This is a genomic window from Hyphomonas sp. TMED31 (assembly GCF_002172815.1).
GTDB classification, from domain to species: Bacteria; Pseudomonadota; Alphaproteobacteria; order Caulobacterales; family Hyphomonadaceae; genus Hyphomonas; species Hyphomonas atlantica.
In genome coordinates, this window is record NZ_NHCK01000022.1 from 1 (window position 1) to 18,673 (window position 18,673).

Genomic DNA, 18,673 nt, shown 5'->3' on the forward strand with positions numbered 1-18,673 from the left:
CTTCGGCGCAGAAAGGATGCGCTGATGGACAGGGACACGCGAATTGCGGTTCGGGACCGGTTGCTGGCACGTCTGAGAACGGGCGACCCGCTGATCATGGGCATCCTCAATGTGACGCCCGATTCCTTTTCAGATGGCGGCGTGCACGACTCCCTTGCGNGCGCCCTCTCCCATGCCGAGCAAATGCNGATCGAGGGTGCGGACATTCTGGACATNGGCGGCGAGTCGACCCGGCCGGGCGGCGAAGCAGTCAGCCTGGAGGATGAATGGGCGCGTGTCGCCGAGCCGATCGCCCGGCTCGCCTCAGAGGAGGCGTTGCCGGTCTCGATCGATACCTACAAGGCAGAGATCGTCCGNCGCGCGGCTGAGGCGGGCGCGGTGCTGGCCAATGATGTCTGGGGTATNNCCCGTGATGCNCANATGGCNGACGCNGTGGCAGAGACCGAAAGCCTTGTGTGCATCACTTATAATCGCGGCGCGACAAATGCCGACATCGATCTACGCCAGGATATGGCGGACTTTATCGGACGCGCATTCGAGCGCGCGGATCGCGCAGGNATTCCGCGCGNACACATCCTGCTGGATCCCGGTGTNGGCTTTTCCAAGACATACGAGCAGAATTTCGAGGTTCTCGCCCATCTGGATGTGATGGTGGAGACCGGCTGCCCGGTGCTGGTGGGTGTCTCGCGCAAATCCTTTATCGGCCGCCTGACGGGCAATCCTGTCGAAGAGCGGCTTGTCGGCACGCTTGCGGCGGGCCTCGATAGCGTCTACCGGGGCGCGACAATTCTTCGAGTGCATGATGTGGCGGCCCACCGCGAGGCGCTCGACATGTATCAGGCCATCAGGAGTGCCAAGTGACCGACCGTATCTTCGTTACCAATCTCTGCCTCCACGGCTTCCACGGCGTCCACAAGGCGGAGAAATCCCTCGGGCAGAAATTCTTCATCGACATCGACTGCCGCCTTGGGCAGCCCGCCACTTCGACCGACCTGATGGAAGAGACGGTCCATTATGGCGAGGTCTGTGATCTGGCGGAGGAATTGTCCGGCAAGACCGTGTTCAATCTGATCGAAACCTTCGCCGAGCGCATCGCGGATGCCATCCTGCAGAAGTGGGACATTGTGGAAGAGGTCACCGTGACCGTGCGCAAGCCCTCCGCGCCGATCCGGCATCTGGTGGACCATGTCGGCGTGTCCATCACGCGGGCCCGCAATGGCTGAGGCGGCGCTTGGTCTCGGCACCAATCTGGGTGACCGGGAGGCGGCGCTATCACGCGCTGTGGCGCTGCTGGAGCACATGCCGGGCAATGAGGTGACCGCAATCTCCGGCCTCTATGCCAGCGCGCCCTGGGGCGTTGAAGACCAACCGGACTTTCTCAATCTCTGCCTGCTCATTGAAACCGATCTCGGACCGATGCAGTTGCTCCATGCCTGCAAGGCCGTTGAGGCGGAGCTGGGGCGTCAGGCGCGTGAGCGCTGGGGCCCGCGCGAAATGGATTTGGATGTGCTGCTGATGCCCGGTGTGGAGATGGATACCGAGACCCTTGCCATTCCTCATCCACGCATGCAGGAGCGCCGTTTCGTGATGGAGCCACTGGCGGAGATTGCGCCGGATTGGGGGCTGGATGGCGAGACCGTGGAATGCAGAACGGCCGCCCTCAGACAGAGAGCGGCCGATCAAAAATGCGAGCGGGACGATTCAGCGACGCGCCGCTTCGCGGACCTCAGAGCCTGCTAGAGGTTCTTCACGATATCCTCGACCATTTTCTTCGCGTCTGCGAGCAGCATCATCGTGTTGTCGCGGAAGAACAGCTCATTCTGGATGCCGGCATAGCCGGAGCCCATGGAGCGCTTGATGAAGAGGACTGTGCCGGCGTTTTCGACGTCCAGGACCGGCATGCCGTAGATCGGGCTGGTCGTGTCGGTCTTTGCGGCNGGGTTGGTCACATCATTCGCNCCGATGACGAAAGCNACTTCGGAATTGCGGAAGTCCGAATTGATGTCTTCCAGTTCGAAGACTTCGTCATAAGGCACCTGCGCCTCNGCNAGCAGGACGTTCATGTGACCCGGCATCCGGCCCGCAACGGGGTGGATGGCGTATTTCACTTCGACGCCTTCTTCCTTCAGCTTGTCGGCCATCTCCTTCAGCGCGTGCTGGGCTTGTGCCACCGCCATGCCGTAGCCGGGCACGATGATGACCTTGGAGGCGTTCTTCATGATGAAGGCCGCATCTTCGGCCGAGCCGCGCTTGAACGGACGGTCGGCATCTGCACCGGCCGCACCCGCGGCCGCATCGTCGCCGCCAAAGCCGCCGAGGATGACCGAGATAAAGCTGCGGTTCATGCCCTTACACATGATGTAGGACAGGATCGCCCCGGACGAGCCGACGAGCGCGCCGGTGATGATNAGGGCGAAATTGCCGAGNGTGAAGCCCAGCGCCGCTGCNGCCCAACCCGAATAGGAGTTCAGCATNGANACNACGACCGGCATNTCCGCNCCGCCAATCGGGATGATCAGCGTGATGCCGAGGATCAGCGCGAGGACCGTAAGCCCCCAGAAGGCCCATTGGGCCTGGCCATGCGTCTGGATCAGAACGACCAGCAGCGCCACGATGCCGACACCGATCAGGATGTTCAGCAGGTGACGGGCNGGNAGCATGATGGGCGCGCCGGACATGTTGCCGTTCAGCTTCGCAAACGCGATCANCGAGCCGGTAAAGGTCAGGGCACCAATGGCGGAGCCCAGACCAAGTTCGATCAGCGACGCGGCCTTGATGCCTTCGAGACCTGCAATNCCGAAACTGATGGGTGAATACAGCGCAGCAGCAGCCACGAGCACAGCGGCGAGGCCGACGAGACTGTGGAAGGCAGCGACCAGCTGCGGCATGTCCGTCATCGGGATCTTGCGGGCGATGATTGCGCCGATCGTGCCGCCGATGGCGACGCCGCCGAGGATCAGGCCCCAGGTTTCAAGATCAAGCTGGTTCCAGACGAGGGCCAGCGTGGTCGCCACAGCGATGGCCATGCCGATCATGCCATTGCGGTTGCCCGCGCGGCTGGTGGCTGGGCTGGAAAGGCCGCGCAGGGCCAGGATGAAGAGGATGCCGGCAACGAGATAGAGCAGCGGNGCCCAAGTGGTTTGGAAGGAGTCCATGTCTTAGTCCCCCTTCTTCTTGTACATGGCCAGCATGCGCTGGGTGACGAGGAANCCGCCGAAGATGTTCACGCTGGCGAGGATCACGGCGACCGTGCCGAGGATCTTGGANACCCAATTGTCGGAGCTGAGGCCGACCGTGGCAGCTGCGACGAGCGCGCCGACAATGATTACGGATGAAATGGCGTTCGTCACAGCCATCAATGGCGTGTGCAGGGCCGGCGTCACCGACCAGACAACATAATAGCCGACAAAGCATGCCAGGGCGAAGATCGCGGCGAGGAAGACTGTGGAGTCGATGCCACCGGCATCTGCGAAGGCGGGCAGCGCAAAGCTGGCCGCTGAAAGCGTCAGGAGTGCGCGCTTCATGATTGGATCCTTTCGTTCACCGTCGCACCATTGCGNGTNAGCAGCATGGCGGTGACGATTTCGTCTTCGGTGTCGAGATTGAGGCTGCCATCCTCGGCTGTGACCAGCGGCAGGAAGGCGACAAGGTTCTTGGCGTACAGGGACGAGGCATCTGCCGGGAGGCGAGCGGGCAGGTTGGAGAACCCGGCCACTTTCACGCCNTTNACGTCAACAACTTCATCCGGCTTGGACAGCGGGCAGTTGCCNCCNTGGCTGACCGCCATGTCCACGATGACCGCACCCGGCTTCATCGTTTTCACCATGTCTTCAGTCACCAGGACCGGCGCGGCGCGGCCCGGAATCAGGGCGGTCGTGATGACGATGTCCTGTTTGGCAATGTGGCTGGCCGTGAGTTCGGCCTGCTTNGCCTGGTATTCNGGNGACATCTGCTTGGCGTAACCGCCCGCAGTTTCAGCCGCCTTGAATTCCTCATCCTCGACCGCGATGAATTTCGCGCCAAGCGANGCNACNTGTTCCTTGGCAGCAGGGCGCACATCCGTGGCAGTCACGACTGCACCGAGACGGCGAGCGGTGGCGATGGCCTGGAGGCCGGCAACCCCGGCGCCCATGACGAATACCTTGGCCGGGGCAATCGTGCCCGCAGCGGTCATCATCATCGGCATGGCGCGGCCATAGGTCTGCGCGCCTTCGATGACAGCGCGATAGCCCGCGAGGTTCGACTGGGACGACAGGGCGTCCATGCTTTGTGCGCGGGTAATGCGCGGGGTGAATTCCATGGANAGNGCCGCAATCTTTTTCCCGTTCAGCGGCGCAGCGTCCAGATTGGTGGGGTCCATCAGGGCGATCAGGGCGACACCTTCCGGCAGGGCACTGACTTCATCGGCTTCAGGTGCGCGCACCTTGAAGACAATGTCCGCACCCTTGGCCGCAGCCGACGCNTCNGNTGCAANGGTGGCNCCCGCNTCNGNNAAGCTGTCGTCAGGNAANCCTGCGACAGTGCCCGCTCCGGACTCNATTGTNACNGAGTGGCCNGAGGCCACCANCTTCTTGACGGTTTCTGGTGTAGCCGCCACACGGGTCTCACCAGCTCGTCGTTCCCTCAGCACAGATATTTTCATAACGCTGGGATAGAGGAAAAATATTGCGGCGCGCAATACGAAATTTTGCATCGGAGGGCATGAGATTGTTGAGTTTAGCTAATAAGACCGCATTGGTAACAGGTGCGTCGAGCGGATTGGGCCGTCATTTTGCCGGTGTATTGGCGGATGCAGGTGCGTATGTCGTNTTGGCGGCGCGTCGTCTTGATAAGCTGGAGGAGGTTGCCGGAGAGATTCAGCAGCGAGGCGGGAAAGCCCTTCCGGTCGAAATGGATGTCACCTCCGAAGATAGCGTGACGGGCGCGTTTGCGGAGATTCGCGAGGCGTTGGGCCGCCCGTGCGACGTGATCGTGAATAATTCGGGCATGTCACGNGAGGGGTGGTANTGGGATATGCCGGAAAAGGACTGGGACACGGTGATCGAGACCAACCTGACNGGTGTCTGGCGCGTGGCGAAATACGCGACAAAAGCGATGATGCAGGCAGAGGTCAAAGGATCGATCATCAANATCGCATCCATTACCGCACTGCGCCCATCGAACATGATCTCGGCATATTCTGCATCCAAAGCCGCGGTGGACCATTTGACCCGTACGATGGCGCTGGAAGCGGCGCGGCACGGAATTCGCGTGAACGCCATCGCGCCGGGCTATTTCAAAACCGCGATCAACGACGAGTTCCTCGACTCCGAAGCGGGCCAGCGCATGGCAAAACGAGTGCCGATGCGGCGGTTTGGAAACTACGAGGAGTTGAACGCGCCNCTGCTTCTTCTCGCGTCGGAAGAGGGTAGCTACATGACCGGATCCACCCTCGTTGTGGACGGTGGGCATTCTCTTAGCCCGCTTTAAGCTTGCGTTTTTCTCAGCAGGGGGTATAGCGCGCGTCTTCCGCGTTGGAAGACTGGTTTCTGCATCGTTAAGGATGACGTCGCGCCATGCTCAAAGAGATCTTGTCCACCGGTGTCGCAATCGCGATTTCAGGCAGCTTTTCCGCATCAGCGACGACGCGCAATGATGGCGTTCAGTCTGTTACCTCTACGAGCGAAACAAGTCAGTCNCGCATGACCACGTTTGTCGTGCTGCCCGATGCCGAATCTGAGAGCACATTGCGGTGCGACCGGGGATTCGAAGTGCCGAATGGCGGTGTTTTTTGCGGACCGATCGCGGATTGGCATTAACTCAATTGCTTTCTGTTAGGTAACGGTTAGGTCTCGCCTGTTACACTCTACCTAAAGGCGTGGAGTATTCAGATGGCCCTACCGAAGGAAAAACCGGAAGAGACCGAAAAAGTAGAGCGTCGCGTATCGTCTCAGTCGCGTGGACAGGTTTCGCGTGGTGGCGAGGATTACGTCGCAACGCCGTCACCGGCCCGTCGCCTGCAATCATTGCTCGAATCGGAATTGCAGGTGCANCGCGCGCCGTCAGTGAAGAGCTCGCTGACCATGATCCTCGTTTTGTCACTTGCTTGTAGTGTTGCCGCGTTAAGCCTGTTCAATCTCGGTCTGAACTAGGATTTAGCGGCACTTTCTTGTGCCAGATTAACGACATCTAAGGCTCAGCACGGCTACACCCTTGTCAAAAGGGGCTGTGGGCCCTTGTGTTGAGCATCAAGGAGCTTCTTGTTTCATGCGCGTAAGAAAAGCTGTTCTTCCAGTGGCCGGTTTCGGCACCCGGGTCTTGCCGGCGACCAAGGCCACCCCGAAAGAAATGCTGCCAGTTGTTGACCGTCCTGCCATCCAGTACGTCGTCGATGAGGCTCTNGAAGCCGGNATNGAGCACATTGTCTTCGTTACCGGCCGGAACAAAGGCGCGATCGAGGANTATTTCGACATCGCCTACGAACTCGAAGAAGCTCTGAAAGCCAAAGGCAAGGACGCGATCCTGCAGCAGGTAAATGAGACGACTTTGCCGGCGGGCTCAGCCAGCTTTGTTCGCCAGCAGTCGCCGCTCGGTCTGGGGCATGCGGTATGGTGTGCGAAAGATATTGTCGGCAATGAGCCGTTTGCCGTGCTCTTGCCGGATGTCCTGGTGAAGGGAAGCCCGTCCTGCCTCGCGCAGATGGTGTCGGCCTATGACAAGGTCGGCGGCAATGTCATCGCTGTGGACCAGGTGCCAATGGAGCGTGTGTCGTCCTATGGCGTGATCGCACCGAAGGAAGGTGGCCGCGATGGTCGCCTGATCGAGATGACCGGCATGGTGGAAAAGCCGCCAGTTGCCGATGCGCCCTCCAATCTCAAAATTACGGGTCGGTACATCCTGCAGCCGGAAATCTTCGAGCTGCTTGAAAATCAGGGCAAAGGCGCAGGCGGTGAGATCCAGCTGACAGATGCCATGGATCGCCTGATGGAAACCCAGTCCTTCTATGCTTACGAGTTTGAAGGGCAGGATTACGATTGCGGGTCCAAGATTGGATATTTCGAAGCCGTGCTGGGATACGCGCTCGACAATGATGAAATCGGCGATGAAGCCAAGGCGGTTGCCAAGGCGATGCTCGACAAATTGTCGTAAGCCCCACTGGATTGCAGGCCGGGCCGGTTCGGTCTAGGCCTGCGCCATGACCACGCAAACTCTCCCGACTTTTGATGACGTGCTTGCCGCGCATGAGCGCGTGCAACATGTGGTGCGCGAGACACCGGTTCTGACGCACAAGGCGCTTGATGACATGTCGGGCGCGGAACTGTTCATCAAGGCTGAGTGCCTTCAGGTGACAGGCAGCTTCAAGATCCGCGGAGCGATGAACCGCCTTGCGCAAATTCCTCAAGCCCGGCGCGCCGCAGGCGTCGTCGCATTTTCATCCGGCAATCATGCGCAGGGTGTCGCGAGGGCTGCGCGGCTTCTGGATATGCCCGCCTTGATCGTGATGCCGTCCGATGCGCCGCGCATCAAGGTGGATGGTGTCGAGGCTGATGGTGCCGAGATCCATTTCTATGATCGCGATACGGAAAGCCGTGAGGAGATAGCTGCCCAGATTGCGGAAGCGCGCGGCGCTATTGTCGTGCCGAGTTTCGATGATGCTGACATAATCGCCGGGCAGGGAACCGCCGGGCTGGAATTTGCCAGCCAGATGGCGGAACGAGATACGCCGCTGGATCATCTGATCTGTTGCGCCGGGGGCGGCGGACTGATTACGGGTATCGCGCTGGCTTTCGAGCAGATGTCGCCAAGTACGCGCATCTGGACAGCGGAACCGGAAAGCCATGATGATTGGGCGCGCTCGCTTGATGCGGGGAAGATTGTCTCTAACGCGCCGGGCACGCGATCATTCTGTGATGCGATCCTGACGCCCGCGCCGGGAGATCTGACGTTCGCCCTGGGGTCGCGCTTGTTGAGCGGGGGCTTGCGCGCCAGCGACGCAGATGTGCGCAGCGCCATGCAATCTGCGTTTCGTTGTCTGAAGATCGTGGCTGAGCCGGGCGGCGCTGCAGCGCTGGCGGCCGCCTTGCATCATCTCCCGGAGGATATGAAAGGCAAGCGTGTTGGCGTGATGGTTACGGGCGGGAATGTCGATCCGCAGATGTTTGCCGAGATTCTGACAGCATAAGTCGGATCAAGCCTTAACATACATGGGCAAAACGTTAATCCGTTGGCGGCGGAAATCATTGCCGCATGGTTAATGCGCTCTTCTGATCCCGGTTAAGATTTTTCAACAGGTCTTCAAGAGACCTTATCGCCTAGCGATTAATCATGAATGCTGATGAGGGCGCAAAATGCGCGCGTGAGGGCATTCAGAATGAAGCTGGCACCGATAATAAGTCTTGGCCTGTCCGCGGTATTGGGGATCGCGGCTGTGTTCCTTGGCCGCTACTACATGACAAATGAATCCAATGACGTGGCTGGGCAGGTCAGTGCACCCACAATCGAAATGGCGTCCGTGCTGGTCGCGTCCGCAGCCATCGAGCCAGGTGAGCAGGTCAGCGCCAGCAATGTGAAAACGCTCAACTGGCCAGCCACGTCCATTCCGGAAGGCACTCTTGGCCGCAAATCCGATCTGGAAACGGCGCTTTATGCGCGCGGCCTGATCTTGCCCGGCGAGCCGATCCTGCTTGAGAAGCTGGACGCAGAGGCAAATACGGTGACGCTCGCAGCCGCCATTGAGCCGGGCATGCGTGCTGTCTCTATCACGGTACGGAGTGATACTGGCGTGTCCGGCTTTGTGCTGCCGGGGGACCGCGTCGACGTCAATGAGTTTATCGAGGCAGAGCCCGGCCAGTCAGCGGCCACGCTGGGCGGCGAAGCGGTACGTGTCAACAGCCGCCTGATTGCCCGTCCTATCCTGAAAAATGTCAAGGTCCTGGCGATTGACCAGACCTTCGAGCCGGGCCTGGAAGGGGCGCGCCCGTCGAGCACGGTGACGCTGGAAGTAACGCAGGATGGTGCGTTGCGCCTTGGTGCAGCCGGCGTTCAGGGCAGCCTTGGTCTGGCGCTCATCGGGCGCGCAGAGAAGGCCGAAGTCATTACCGAAGTGAAAGTCGAGCCGGCACCGCGCAAGGCGGTCGTTCGCCGCGCAGCTCCCCGCCCTGCAACAACAGCAAATGTGCGCGTAATCAATGGTGACAAAGAGACACTGGTAACCGCGCCTGTATCGAAACCAAAACTGCTGACTGAGGAGCCGAGCTGATGAGCAAGATCACCTACGCCATCCTCCTGCTGATGATTGCAATCGTGGGCGTCGCCCCGGCAGATGCGTGGACTGAACGTACGAGCGCGGCCGACGCGCAAATCCTTGTGCTTCAGAAGGGNCGATCCACAGTGATTGAGGCTGACGAAGCGTTTTCGACGCTTGTCGTGGCGGATCCTGACATTGCCGAAGCAATGGCGACGTCAAATCGCTCTTTCTTTTTGCGCGGTAAGATTCCCGGTGCGACGACTGTGCTGATCTACAACGCAGCGGGCGAGATTTCGGAACTCATTGATGTCGAGGTTGAACTCAGCCTGGATGAGCTGCGCACTGACCTTGGCAATCTTTTGCCGGGGGAGCGGATCGACGTGTATCCTGTGCATGACGGCATCTTTCTTGATGGCAAGCTGACAACCGCCGCCGCCGCAGACATGGCCGTTCAGGTGGCTGAGCGCTATGTGCCGGGCGGCGTAGCAAATGGCCTGTCAGTGGGTCAGAGCCAGCAGGTCCTGCTGGAAGTGCGCTTCCTTGAAGCCAGTCGCAGCGCCGTGAAGGAAATTGGTTTTGGCAATACGATGGACGGTCGGGATGCCGTCGCCGTGACAGAACCATCGACCGTTTCGGGGCTAGCCTCCAAGACGGTGGCGCTGTTCACGAATGTCGGCGGCGAGAATATCGACATCGAGCTTCGCGCCCTTGAAGAGAAGGGTATCGTGCGTACGCTGGCNGAGCCGAACCTTGTGGCACTGTCCGGCGATACGGCGAGCTTCCTTGCGGGGGGTGAGTTTCCGATCCCGGTTGCGGCGGAAGACGGTCAGATCACGGTTGAGTTCAAGAAGTTCGGCGTCAGCCTGGACTTCATGCCTACTGTGCTGGGCGACGGNCTGGTGAATTTGCGCGTGCGGCCGGAAGTGTCCCAGCTGGATCGAAACAATGGCATCCGCGCGGCGGATGTTGAAATTCCTGGCATCTCCGTGCGCCGCGCCGACACGACGGTGGAGCTGCATGATGGNCAGGCCTTCGCCATCGCAGGCCTGTTGCANAATGACTATTCCAATGATGTNCGCCAGACGCCGTGGTTGGGAAACATTCCCGTGCTCGGCTCGCTATTCTCGTCGAAGCGCTACCAGCGTCAGGAGAGCGAGTTGGTGATCATCATCACGCCGCGCCTGGTACAGCCCGCGCCGCATCCTGCCTTGCTACGCAATCCGCTCGANGCATTTGCNGAGCCTACAGAAGAAGAGCTGTTCCTGCTGAACCAGACGGCCATCGTCCCCGCGACCGAAGAGGGTTACTGATATGACCAGAGTCAGGATTGTGTGCGTTCTTCTCGCNGCCGCNNGCGNGGTTGGCTGTGCAAGCCATGACCATCAGGACACCTATTTGCTTGGTGGAGCGAATGCCGCAAATATCGCGACCCATTCGATCCGCGATGTTGAGCTGAGCAATTCCAAGACCGTGGAATCCAATTCGGGGCTGCGCGCCGCGAATGCGGTGAAGGCCTTGAACGAAGGCAAGACGCGGGAACTCAGAGACTCTTCTGTCAGTGCGTCAGGGGGAAGCTGATGTCGGGATCTGAACGCAAACATGAGAGCGAAACCGGTCGGGCACCTGCTGCAATGCCAATTCCTGCGATTGCGGCACTGGCCAGCACAGAACGCCTGGAGCAGCTNAAATCCATCTGTCGGAATGTCGTTGACCTGTCCCCGATGGACCCGGCTCAAATCGTGGAGACATTCGGCGGCGCCTTGATCCTTCTGGAGCATGGCGTGCCTGGTGCGGAGCAGATTGTTCTGGGGCTGGCTGTCGACAAACCGGACAGCGCGGTTCTGATGGTCTCCGACAGTCTTCCAGTCCATATCGTACGGGCGTTGATGAAGATTGAGGCGTCCGACATTTTGCCCTCTGATGCCGGCGCGGGCGATGTGCTGGATTCAATTGATCGCATTCGCGCAGCGGCTGAAGCTGTGGAGTCAAAGCCGGAAGACCCGGCATCTGCAGTCTGCTGGGCATTTCGTGGTGCGGTTGGTGGGGCCGGAGTTTCGACGTTGGCCATCGAAAGCGCGTTTGCGATTTGTGAGAAAGTCGGACCCGGCAAGGTCTGCCTCGTCGATCTGAACGTTGCTGACGGTATGGTCAGTTCATTTCTGGAAGCGGTGCCAAAGCTNGATCTGGCNGCACTNTCCGCTGCGCCNGAGCGNCTTGATGCGCGCNTGCTCGCGGCCTGGTGCTGGCAGCATGAGGATGGCGTNTCGACCATTTCCGCGCCGCGCAACCCGGACGCAGATGCGCTGGCCACCGAAGCAGCCATCCTGCGACTGCTGGATGTTGCCTGTGCAGAATTCCCATTCGTGCTTGTGGACATGCCNCGACACATGATGCCGTGGACGAAGCCTATTCTCGGNGCAGTNGANGAGGCNATNATCATCAGTGAGCTGACCGTTCCCAGCCTCCACGCNGCNGCTGACATGGCCCGNGAGGTCGACATGCTGCGCAGCCCTGACCGCAAGACCAAGCTGGTGCTGAACCGCATGTTNCCCAAGAAGCGGTTCCGCGCCGAGTTCGCCGTCGACAAGGCGGAGAAGGCGATTGAGCGGAGTATTGATGCAACAATCACATCCGATTGGGACGCTGCCAGAACAGCCGTCAATCTCGGCAAGCCCATNGCCGATGTGAAGCCCAAGAGCGCTTTGGTGGCGGACATCTCTGCGCTGGTCGACCGCCTTATGCCGGACGGTGTGCTCGCCGCCCACGTGCCGCAAATGCCTGCGCGGAGGAAAGCGTCATGAGCCGCTTCGGATTTTCCAATGCCGTCAAGAAGCCTGACATGGAGCAGGCGCCTCAGGTCACGCCCGAGGCAAGCACGCCAAAGCCTGCGCCGCAAATGGCGGCAGCTGACGCGAAGGCATTTGACCAGCTTGATGCAAAGCTGCGCATCCATGCCAAACTGATCGACGAACTCGACCTGTCTGCGCTCGACAAGATGGATGATGAAACGATGCGCCGCCGCGTGCGCGGTATCGTGTCGGAAATTATCAAGAAGGAAGAAATGGCGCTGTCCGCCGCTGAGGAAGCAAGTTTCGCAGACGCGGTGATGGACGAAATGACCGGTCTCGGGCCCATCGAGCCTTTGCTGAAGGACGACTCCATCGCGGATATCCTGATCAATGGCTGCAACCAAGTCTATGTTGAGCGCCACGGAAAGCTTCAACTGGCGCCTGTCAGGTTTGCTGACAATGACCATTTGCTTCGCATCGTTCAGCGCATCGTGGCGGCTGTGGGGCGTCGCGTGGACGAAAGCCAGCCCCTCGTCGATGCGCGTCTGCTGGACGGCAGCCGGGTGAACGCTGCCGTGTTGCCCATTGCCATTGACGGGCCACTTGTATCCATCCGGAAATTCTCGAAGTCGCCGCTGACCATGGAAAAGCTGGTTGGCTTTGGGGCGATCCCCCAGCCTGTTGCAGACTTCATTCTGGGCGCTGTGAAGTGTCGCGCGTCGACCGTCATTTCAGGCGGTACGGGCTCGGGAAAAACGACGCTGCTCAATGCGCTGTCCGCTGCGATCAGCCCGGACGAGCGTCTGATCACGATTGAGGATGCCGCTGAGCTGCAACTTCAGCAGCCGCACGTGGCGCGCATGGAAACCCGGCCGCCAAATATTGAAGGCAAAGGAGAGATTCGCCAGCGTGAACTCGTCAAGAATGCGCTGCGCATGCGTCCGGACCGGGTGATCCTGGGCGAGGTGCGCTCTGAAGANGCCTTCGACATGCTGCAGGCCATGAATACGGGTCATGAAGGCTCCATGGCGACAATCCACGCCAACAACCCGCGTGACGCGCTGACCCGTCTGGAGCAGATGGTGATGATGGGCGGCATGAAGATATCGGAAACAGCCATCCGTGGTCAGATTGCCTCGGCCGTGAACTTCATCGTTCAGGCCACGCGCTTGTCAGATGGTTCGCGGAAAGTNGTGTCGATATCGGAAGTGACCGGCATGGAAGGCGCGGTCGTGCAATTGCAGGAAATTTTCCGTTTCGAGCGCACTGGCACGACAGATGAGGGCAAGGTGCAAGGGCACTTCGCCGCCACTGGCCTGCGCCCGAAATTCCTGGATGAAATGGAGCGCCGCGGCGTTCACATGCCGGAGGGCATGTTCGACCCGTCGANGCGGTTCTAGGAGGCTGCGCGCCGCATGTCCTGGTTGCCAGACATCTCTCAGCTGAGCCTGACAATCCTGATCCCGGTCATCATGGCGATAGGGGCGGCNTTTCTGGCGATNCAGTCCGTNATGGGCCTGGTGACGGAGGCGCAGACCCGCCGGATTGTGAACAAGCGCCTTCAGTTCAAGGAGCGGTTTGAAACGACCAGTGAAGCGATGATCGAGCTGCGCAAGGCGCGGGGGCTGGACCGGGATGGAAATCTCTCCATGCCACTACAATGGTTCAACCAGCTGGTGGTCCGGTCAGGCCTGAAATTCCAGCCGCTCAAATGGTTCGGCATGTCTGCCGGGGCAGGACTGGTTGCCGCGCTTGCCTATTGGCGTTTCGTCGGCGGAGCCGGGCCTGCGCTCGGCATTGCGGCGGGCATCTTCCTGCTGGCGCCCATTATCGGCCTGAAGATCGTGGCGGGCGGTCGTATGAAGAAGATGTCCCAGCAATTGCCAGACGCATTGCAGATCGTCTGCCGAAGCCTTGAGGCGGGTCACCCGGTTGCCACGGCCGTGGCGCTGGTCGCGCGGGAAATGCCGGACCCCATCGGCACAGAATTTGGCATGGCGGCGGATGAGGTCTCCTACGGTATGTCTCTGACAAACGCTGTGCAGCGCATGGCCGTGCGGGCAGGCGATCCGGATGTGGAGCTGTTCGTGGCGACGGTCCGTCTACAGGAAAAGACGGGGGGCAATCTCTGCGAATTGTTGAAAGCCAATGTCACAACCATCCGTGAACGCCAAACCATGCGCCTGAAGGTGAAGGCGGCGTCATCGGAGGGGCGGGCCTCTGCCATGATCCTGACGTCAGCGCCGTTCATTGTGATGGCGGGTATCCACATGCTGCGGCCGGAATTTTATGGCGAAGTTATCGATGACCCGCTCGTACGGGTTCTGTTTCCTGCTTTCTTCATCTGGCTGGCGATTGGCAATTTCGTCATGCGCAAGATGATCAATTTCAAGATGTAGGGGATACGGAGCAATGCCACTGACAGCCTCCACACTCTTGCCGATCCTCATGCTGGCTGTTGCCGGTGTCCTCGCCATGCCGGCGCTGCTGGCCTTTGGGCGCAGCTGGAAAGCCAAGGAAGACCTTGAGCGNCGGCTTGAGCGCAAGGACCAGAAGCCCGCCCGCGCCGAAGTTCGCAATGAAAGCCGCATNGGGCGTGCNGTGATCGGCCTGGCGAACAAGGCAACCCCATCGAACGAGGAGGCGGTCAGCCAGGTGCGCGCCAAACTGTTGCTGGCGGGATATACCAGCCCGACCTCCGTGGGTCGGTATTATATCGCGCGGATCGCTTGTGTGGTGGTGCCGCAAATCCTGCTTCTGCTCGCCTTGCCCTATCTGGGCGATGTGTCGAAACAAACCCTCCTGTTCGTCAGCATTGGCTTGTTGATTGCGGGCATTCTGGCGCCTGATGCCATCGTCTCCCGCAAGGCGGCTGCGAGGCAACAGCAATGCTCTGCGGGCTTTCCGGACATGATGGACCTGATGGTCGCTTGTGTGGAAGCTGGTCTCAGCCTGGATGCGTCTGTTCAGCGCGTGGGGGAGGAGTTGGAACTGCGTCATCCCATCATCGCGATGCATATGAAGACGCTGTCTCTGGAGCTGCGGGCAGGCAAGGCGCGCAAGAATGCGTGGCGCGCCTTTGCGGACCGGATGTGCATTGAAGAGGCGAGTTCTCTGGCCACAATGCTGCGTCAGGCCGAGGAAATGGGAACGAGTCTCGGGCAAACCTTGCGTGTTTTCTCGGCAGATATGCGTAAACGCCGGATCCTGATGGCGGAAGAAAAAGCGATGGCTTTGCCCGCGAAATTGACTTTGCCTTTGATTTTATTTGTTTTTCCGGTCCTATTGGGCGTTCTGATCACGCCTGCCGTCATCAAGCTTCAGGGCGCGCTTTAGTGAATTCGCGGCTAGGCGAGTCAGTGCTCCATTGCTAACTTGTACCCATGACCACGACATATCTTGATTTCGAAAAGCCCATTGCGGAGCTGGACGCGAAGATTTCCGAGCTGGAAGCGCTTGCTTCAAGCAAGGAAGGGCCCTCGATCACCGACGAGCTGAAGAAGCTCAAGGCGAAGTCGAACAAGCAGCTGAAGGATATGTATTCCGATCTCAGCGCCTGGCGGAAAACGCTGGTAGCGCGCCATCCGGATCGGCCGCATCTGTCCGACTTCATCGAGAACATTTTCGAGGATTTCGAGGAACTCGCAGGAGATCGCGTTTTCGGAAATGACGAAGCGATCGTTGGCGGCCTTGCCCGCTTCAAGGGGCGCCCGGTCGTGATCATGGGCCATGAAAAGGGCCGAACCATCGAGAAGCGCCTGAAGCACAATTTCGGCATGGCTCACCCAGAAGGCTACCGCAAGGCTGTGCGCCTGATGGATATGGCCGAGAAATTTGACCTGCCGGTACTCAGCTTCCCTGATACGCAAGGGGCATATCCCGGCAAGGGTGGCGAAGAGCGCGGCCAGGCCGAAGCGATCGCACGCGGAACCCAGCGCGGGCTTTCNCTTGGTGTGCCGTTCGTGACGCTGATCATCGGCGAAGGCATGTCCGGCGGTGCGATTGGCATTGCCGCGGCCAACAAGGTGCTGATGATGGAACACGCGATCTATTCCGTNATCTCGCCAGAGGGCTGCGCATCAATCCTGTACCGGGACGCTGCCAAGGCGAAGGAAGCCGCCGATGCGATGAAGATCACCGCGCCGGANTTGCTAAANACCAAAGTCATTGACGGTGTGGTCAAGGAGCCAGTCGGCGGTGCGCATCGTGATCCGAAGCGGGCAATGGCTGCGGCGTCCAAGGCGCTGGAAGAAGCGCTGAAGGAGCTGGACGGTCTCAGTCCGTCAGAGCTGCGCGCGCAACGCCGGGAACGCTTTTACGCAATCGGCCGCGAAGGTATCTGATCCGGCTTGCATTGCCGTGCAAGGCGCTTCACGCTCTCCCAAAAATACAAGGGAGACGGGCCTCATGAAAAAATGGGCATTGGCTGCAAGCATTGCAGCTGTCGCGTGTGCTGCGCCAGCACCGAAGCAGGATTTGGCGGCCGGCTATGACATCGTGATCTATCCGGCNCAGGCCGTGGTCACGATGACGGGCGAGGACAAGACGGCTGAAGCGGTCGCGGTGTCGGCTGACAGGATCGTTGCTGTAGGCTCTCTGGAAGAGCTGAGGCGAGACTTGCCANCAGCNNNAGTGAACCCGGTCTTCGAAGACAAGACCATCGTGCCNGGCCTGATTGATCCGCACATCCACGTCGTGCTCGGCTCATTGCAATACAATCTGCCCATCACGCCGCCCTGGCCGATGGCCACACCACACGGCATGAAGGCTGGACTGCCCAATCGCGCCGCGTTNCTGCAGGCGCTGTCCGAACTNGTGGAGGCGGCTGGGCCGAGTGANCCGATTGTTGCCTATGGCTATCATAATCTGGTGCATGGGGATCTGCACCGGGCAGATCTCGACGCGATTGCGCCGGACCAGCCGCTGATCGTCTGGCACTATTCNTCACATGATTTCTATTTGAACAGNGCGGCGATTANTGCTGCCGGGTTCACGCCTGATATGGCTGAGCAGTTTCACGGGGTAGACCTCGATGCGGATGGCGCGCTGACCGGTCGGATCTATGAAGATGCGGCCATGCTGGTGGTGCAAGCGTTCGCTGGCGTGATCCTGACGCCTGAAAATGTCACGGCGGGCTTCAACGGATTCTCATCCATGCTGCGCCAGGCTGGTGTCACGACAACGGCGGAGCTCGGCTACGGCATGTTCGGCTGGGAAATGGAGGCGGCGAACATTCGCGCCAATTGGGGCAGCCCGCAGCAGGCTGGCTATCACCTCTATCTGATCCCGGAGCATCGTGCGCTCGAGCGGNCTTTCGGAGACGGCAAGGTTCAGGCCGTGCTGGATATGGCGAGAGGGAAGACGGATACGGCGGCGCCTATTCTGCCGCGCGTGAAGTTCTTCACCGATGGCGCCTTCTACAGCCAGACGATGCGGCTTTCTCCGCCGGGGTACCTCTCAGGGCAATCGGAAGGGTCAGAGGGGCTCTGGGTGGCGGGCCCCGACGGGATCGTTCCCGCCATTCAGCCNTATTGGGATGCCGACCTCGGCGTGAACATTCATTCCAACGGGGATGCCGCGCAGGGAGCAACATTGGAGGCTCTGGCTATGCTTCGTGAAGGCGATGATGGTCCGGCCAACAGCTTCGTGATTGAACATGGCGGCCTCTTTTCGGAGGAGCAGGTTGAGCTGGCTGGCCAGCTTGGTGCGCGCCTGTCTGCGGCCAGCCACTACGTATTTTACATGGCAAATGAATATGCGGGGCCTTTGGGCGACGTACGGGCAAAATGGATCTCGCCGCTGGGTGCGCTGACCGAAGCGGGAGTGCCGGTGGCCGTGCACAGCGACGCGCCGCTTGCTCCGCCCCATCCGCTGCGCGCTGCAGGCGTCCACGTCACCCGTGCAACGCGGGAAGGCAGCACCTATGAAGCCGGCATGGCGCTGAGCCGCTATGAGGCCATGGAGGCGATCACGCTGGACGCGGCGATGGCCTTGGGGCTTGAGGCTGAGATTGGCTCCATCGCAACGGGCAAACGTGCAGATTTCACCATTCTTGGTGCCAACCCGCTGGACATGCCCGGCGCGGAGTGGGAGCACATTCCGGTTTGGGGCGTGGTGCTGGATGGCGAAACGCGTCCGCTGAAAGTTGAGGGTTCCCGACAGAGTGAGTGAACGCGACTGGATCTCCCGCTATTTTGCACCTCTGGCCACAGCGCCAGGGGCAGCGGGTTTGCGAGACGACGTGGCGGAGCTGTCTGGCGGCGATGGGCGACTGATTGCGACAACGGACGCATTGGTCGAAGGCGTGCATTTTTTGCCGGATGATCCCATCGATACGATTGCGCGCAAGCTGGTGCGTACGAATGTGTCGGACATTCTCTCGAAAGGTGCGCTGCCCGCAGATGCCTTGCTCACTCTGGGCTGGCCGAACTCAAGGCCGGAATCGGAGATCGCCGCGTTTGCGTCGGCTCTTGGCNATGATCTTGAGACATTCGGCGCTCGGCTNGTCGGAGGTGATACNGTGCGNAGCCGGGCCGGCTTGTTCCTCTCGCTCACGCTGACGGGGCGGTGCCTTTGCGAGCACCCGGTCAGGCGGAGCGGGGCGGCGCCCGATCAGGATATCTGGGTGACGGGAGAGATGGGCGCAGCCTGTCTGGGG

General features: G+C 60.2%; 17 protein-coding genes. 14 read left to right on the forward strand and 3 right to left on the reverse strand.

Features of this window, described 5'->3' with window-relative positions; all coding sequences use genetic code 11:
* The 3 genes from folP to folK all read left to right on the forward strand — a co-directional run.
* The coding region (gene folP / locus CBB91_RS03870; protein WP_345906723.1) for a dihydropteroate synthase at positions 1-861 on the forward strand (861 nt) is incomplete at its 5' end.
* A complete protein-coding gene (folB, locus tag CBB91_RS03875; protein WP_035552361.1) occupies positions 858-1,223 on the forward strand; it encodes a dihydroneopterin aldolase in 366 nt (121 codons plus the stop codon). The genes folP and folB, both read left to right, overlap by 4 nt.
* Positions 1,216-1,740, forward strand: coding sequence for a 2-amino-4-hydroxy-6-hydroxymethyldihydropteridine diphosphokinase (gene folK, locus CBB91_RS03880; protein ID WP_273012226.1), 525 nt, complete (start codon positions 1,216-1,218; stop codon positions 1,738-1,740). The genes folB and folK overlap by 8 nt, the downstream gene beginning before the upstream one ends.
* Here the strand turns inward: folK and CBB91_RS03885 are convergent.
* The 3 genes from CBB91_RS03885 to CBB91_RS03895 form a co-directional block, all read right to left on the reverse strand.
* Positions 1,737-3,155 carry an NAD(P)(+) transhydrogenase (Re/Si-specific) subunit beta gene (locus tag CBB91_RS03885; RefSeq protein ID WP_273012228.1) on the reverse strand — a complete coding sequence of 473 codons (1,419 nt, stop codon included), beginning with the start codon at positions 3,153-3,155 and terminating at the stop codon, positions 1,737-1,739. The two genes, folK and CBB91_RS03885, sit on opposite strands and share 4 nt — an antisense overlap.
* Before the next feature lie 3 nt (positions 3,156-3,158).
* Positions 3,159-3,524, reverse strand: coding sequence for a proton-translocating transhydrogenase family protein (locus tag CBB91_RS03890; protein WP_272982634.1), 366 nt, complete (start codon positions 3,522-3,524; stop codon positions 3,159-3,161).
* The gene (locus tag CBB91_RS03895) at positions 3,521-4,642 is read right to left on the reverse strand and encodes a Re/Si-specific NAD(P)(+) transhydrogenase subunit alpha (RefSeq protein WP_273012230.1); all 1,122 of its coding nucleotides are present in this window, start codon (positions 4,640-4,642) and stop codon (positions 3,521-3,523) included. The genes CBB91_RS03890 and CBB91_RS03895 overlap by 4 nt, the downstream gene beginning before the upstream one ends.
* A gap of 59 nt (positions 4,643-4,701) precedes the next feature.
* On the opposite strand from CBB91_RS03895, the gene CBB91_RS03900 reads away from it, so the two are divergent.
* The 11 genes from CBB91_RS03900 to CBB91_RS03950 form a co-directional block, all read left to right on the forward strand.
* On the forward strand, positions 4,702-5,469 hold the full coding sequence (locus CBB91_RS03900) for an SDR family oxidoreductase (protein WP_273012233.1): 768 nt from the start codon (positions 4,702-4,704) through the stop codon (positions 5,467-5,469).
* Between the two features lie 777 nt (positions 5,470-6,246).
* Positions 6,247-7,128, forward strand: coding sequence for a UTP--glucose-1-phosphate uridylyltransferase GalU (gene galU, locus CBB91_RS03905; RefSeq protein ID WP_273012236.1), 882 nt, complete (start codon positions 6,247-6,249; stop codon positions 7,126-7,128).
* A gap of 46 nt (positions 7,129-7,174) precedes the next feature.
* Positions 7,175-8,161: a threonine/serine dehydratase gene (locus CBB91_RS03910; protein WP_273012238.1), complete on the forward strand. Its 987-nt coding sequence runs from the start codon at positions 7,175-7,177 to the stop codon at positions 8,159-8,161.
* 189 nt (positions 8,162-8,350) lie between these two features.
* A complete protein-coding gene (cpaB, locus tag CBB91_RS03915; RefSeq protein WP_273012241.1) occupies positions 8,351-9,238 on the forward strand; it encodes a Flp pilus assembly protein CpaB in 888 nt (295 codons plus the stop codon).
* Entirely contained in the window at positions 9,238-10,536 is a 1,299-nt protein-coding gene (locus CBB91_RS03920; protein ID WP_273012244.1) for a type II and III secretion system protein family protein, read from the forward strand. Before cpaB ends, CBB91_RS03920 begins: the two co-directional genes overlap by 1 nt.
* A 1,529-nt stretch (positions 10,537-12,065) precedes the next feature.
* Entirely contained in the window at positions 12,066-13,415 is a 1,350-nt protein-coding gene (locus CBB91_RS03925) for a CpaF family protein (RefSeq protein ID WP_345906724.1), read from the forward strand.
* 15 nt (positions 13,416-13,430) lie between these two features.
* Complete coding sequence (locus CBB91_RS03930; RefSeq protein ID WP_273012248.1) at positions 13,431-14,414, forward strand: type II secretion system F family protein; 984 nt, start codon at positions 13,431-13,433, stop codon at positions 14,412-14,414.
* 13 nt (positions 14,415-14,427) lie between these two features.
* On the forward strand, positions 14,428-15,351 hold the full coding sequence (locus CBB91_RS03935) for a type II secretion system F family protein (protein WP_273012249.1): 924 nt from the start codon (positions 14,428-14,430) through the stop codon (positions 15,349-15,351).
* A 47-nt stretch (positions 15,352-15,398) separates the two neighbouring features.
* Positions 15,399-16,358 (forward strand): acetyl-CoA carboxylase carboxyltransferase subunit alpha, encoded by a 960-nt coding sequence (locus CBB91_RS03940; protein ID WP_273012251.1) that lies wholly within the window; start codon positions 15,399-15,401, stop codon positions 16,356-16,358.
* 64 nt (positions 16,359-16,422) lie between these two features.
* Positions 16,423-18,186, forward strand: a complete 1,764-nt coding sequence (locus CBB91_RS03945; RefSeq protein ID WP_273012253.1) for an amidohydrolase family protein — start codon at positions 16,423-16,425, stop codon at positions 18,184-18,186.
* On the forward strand, positions 18,179-18,673 hold a 495-nt coding region (locus CBB91_RS03950), incomplete at its 3' end, for a thiamine-phosphate kinase (protein ID WP_273012256.1). The genes CBB91_RS03945 and CBB91_RS03950, both read left to right, overlap by 8 nt.

What these genes read in the sequence shown, in the direction of transcription:
- folK (WP_273012226.1), top strand. Translation starts at nt 1,216, where the DNA reads ATGGCTGAGGCGGCGCTTGGTCTCGGCACCAATCTGGGTGACCGGGAG.
- cpaB (WP_273012241.1), top strand. Translation starts at nt 8,351, where the DNA reads ATGAAGCTGGCACCGATAATAAGTCTTGGCCTGTCCGCGGTATTGGGG.
- CBB91_RS03910 (WP_273012238.1), top strand. Translation starts at nt 7,175, where the DNA reads ATGACCACGCAAACTCTCCCGACTTTTGATGACGTGCTTGCCGCGCAT.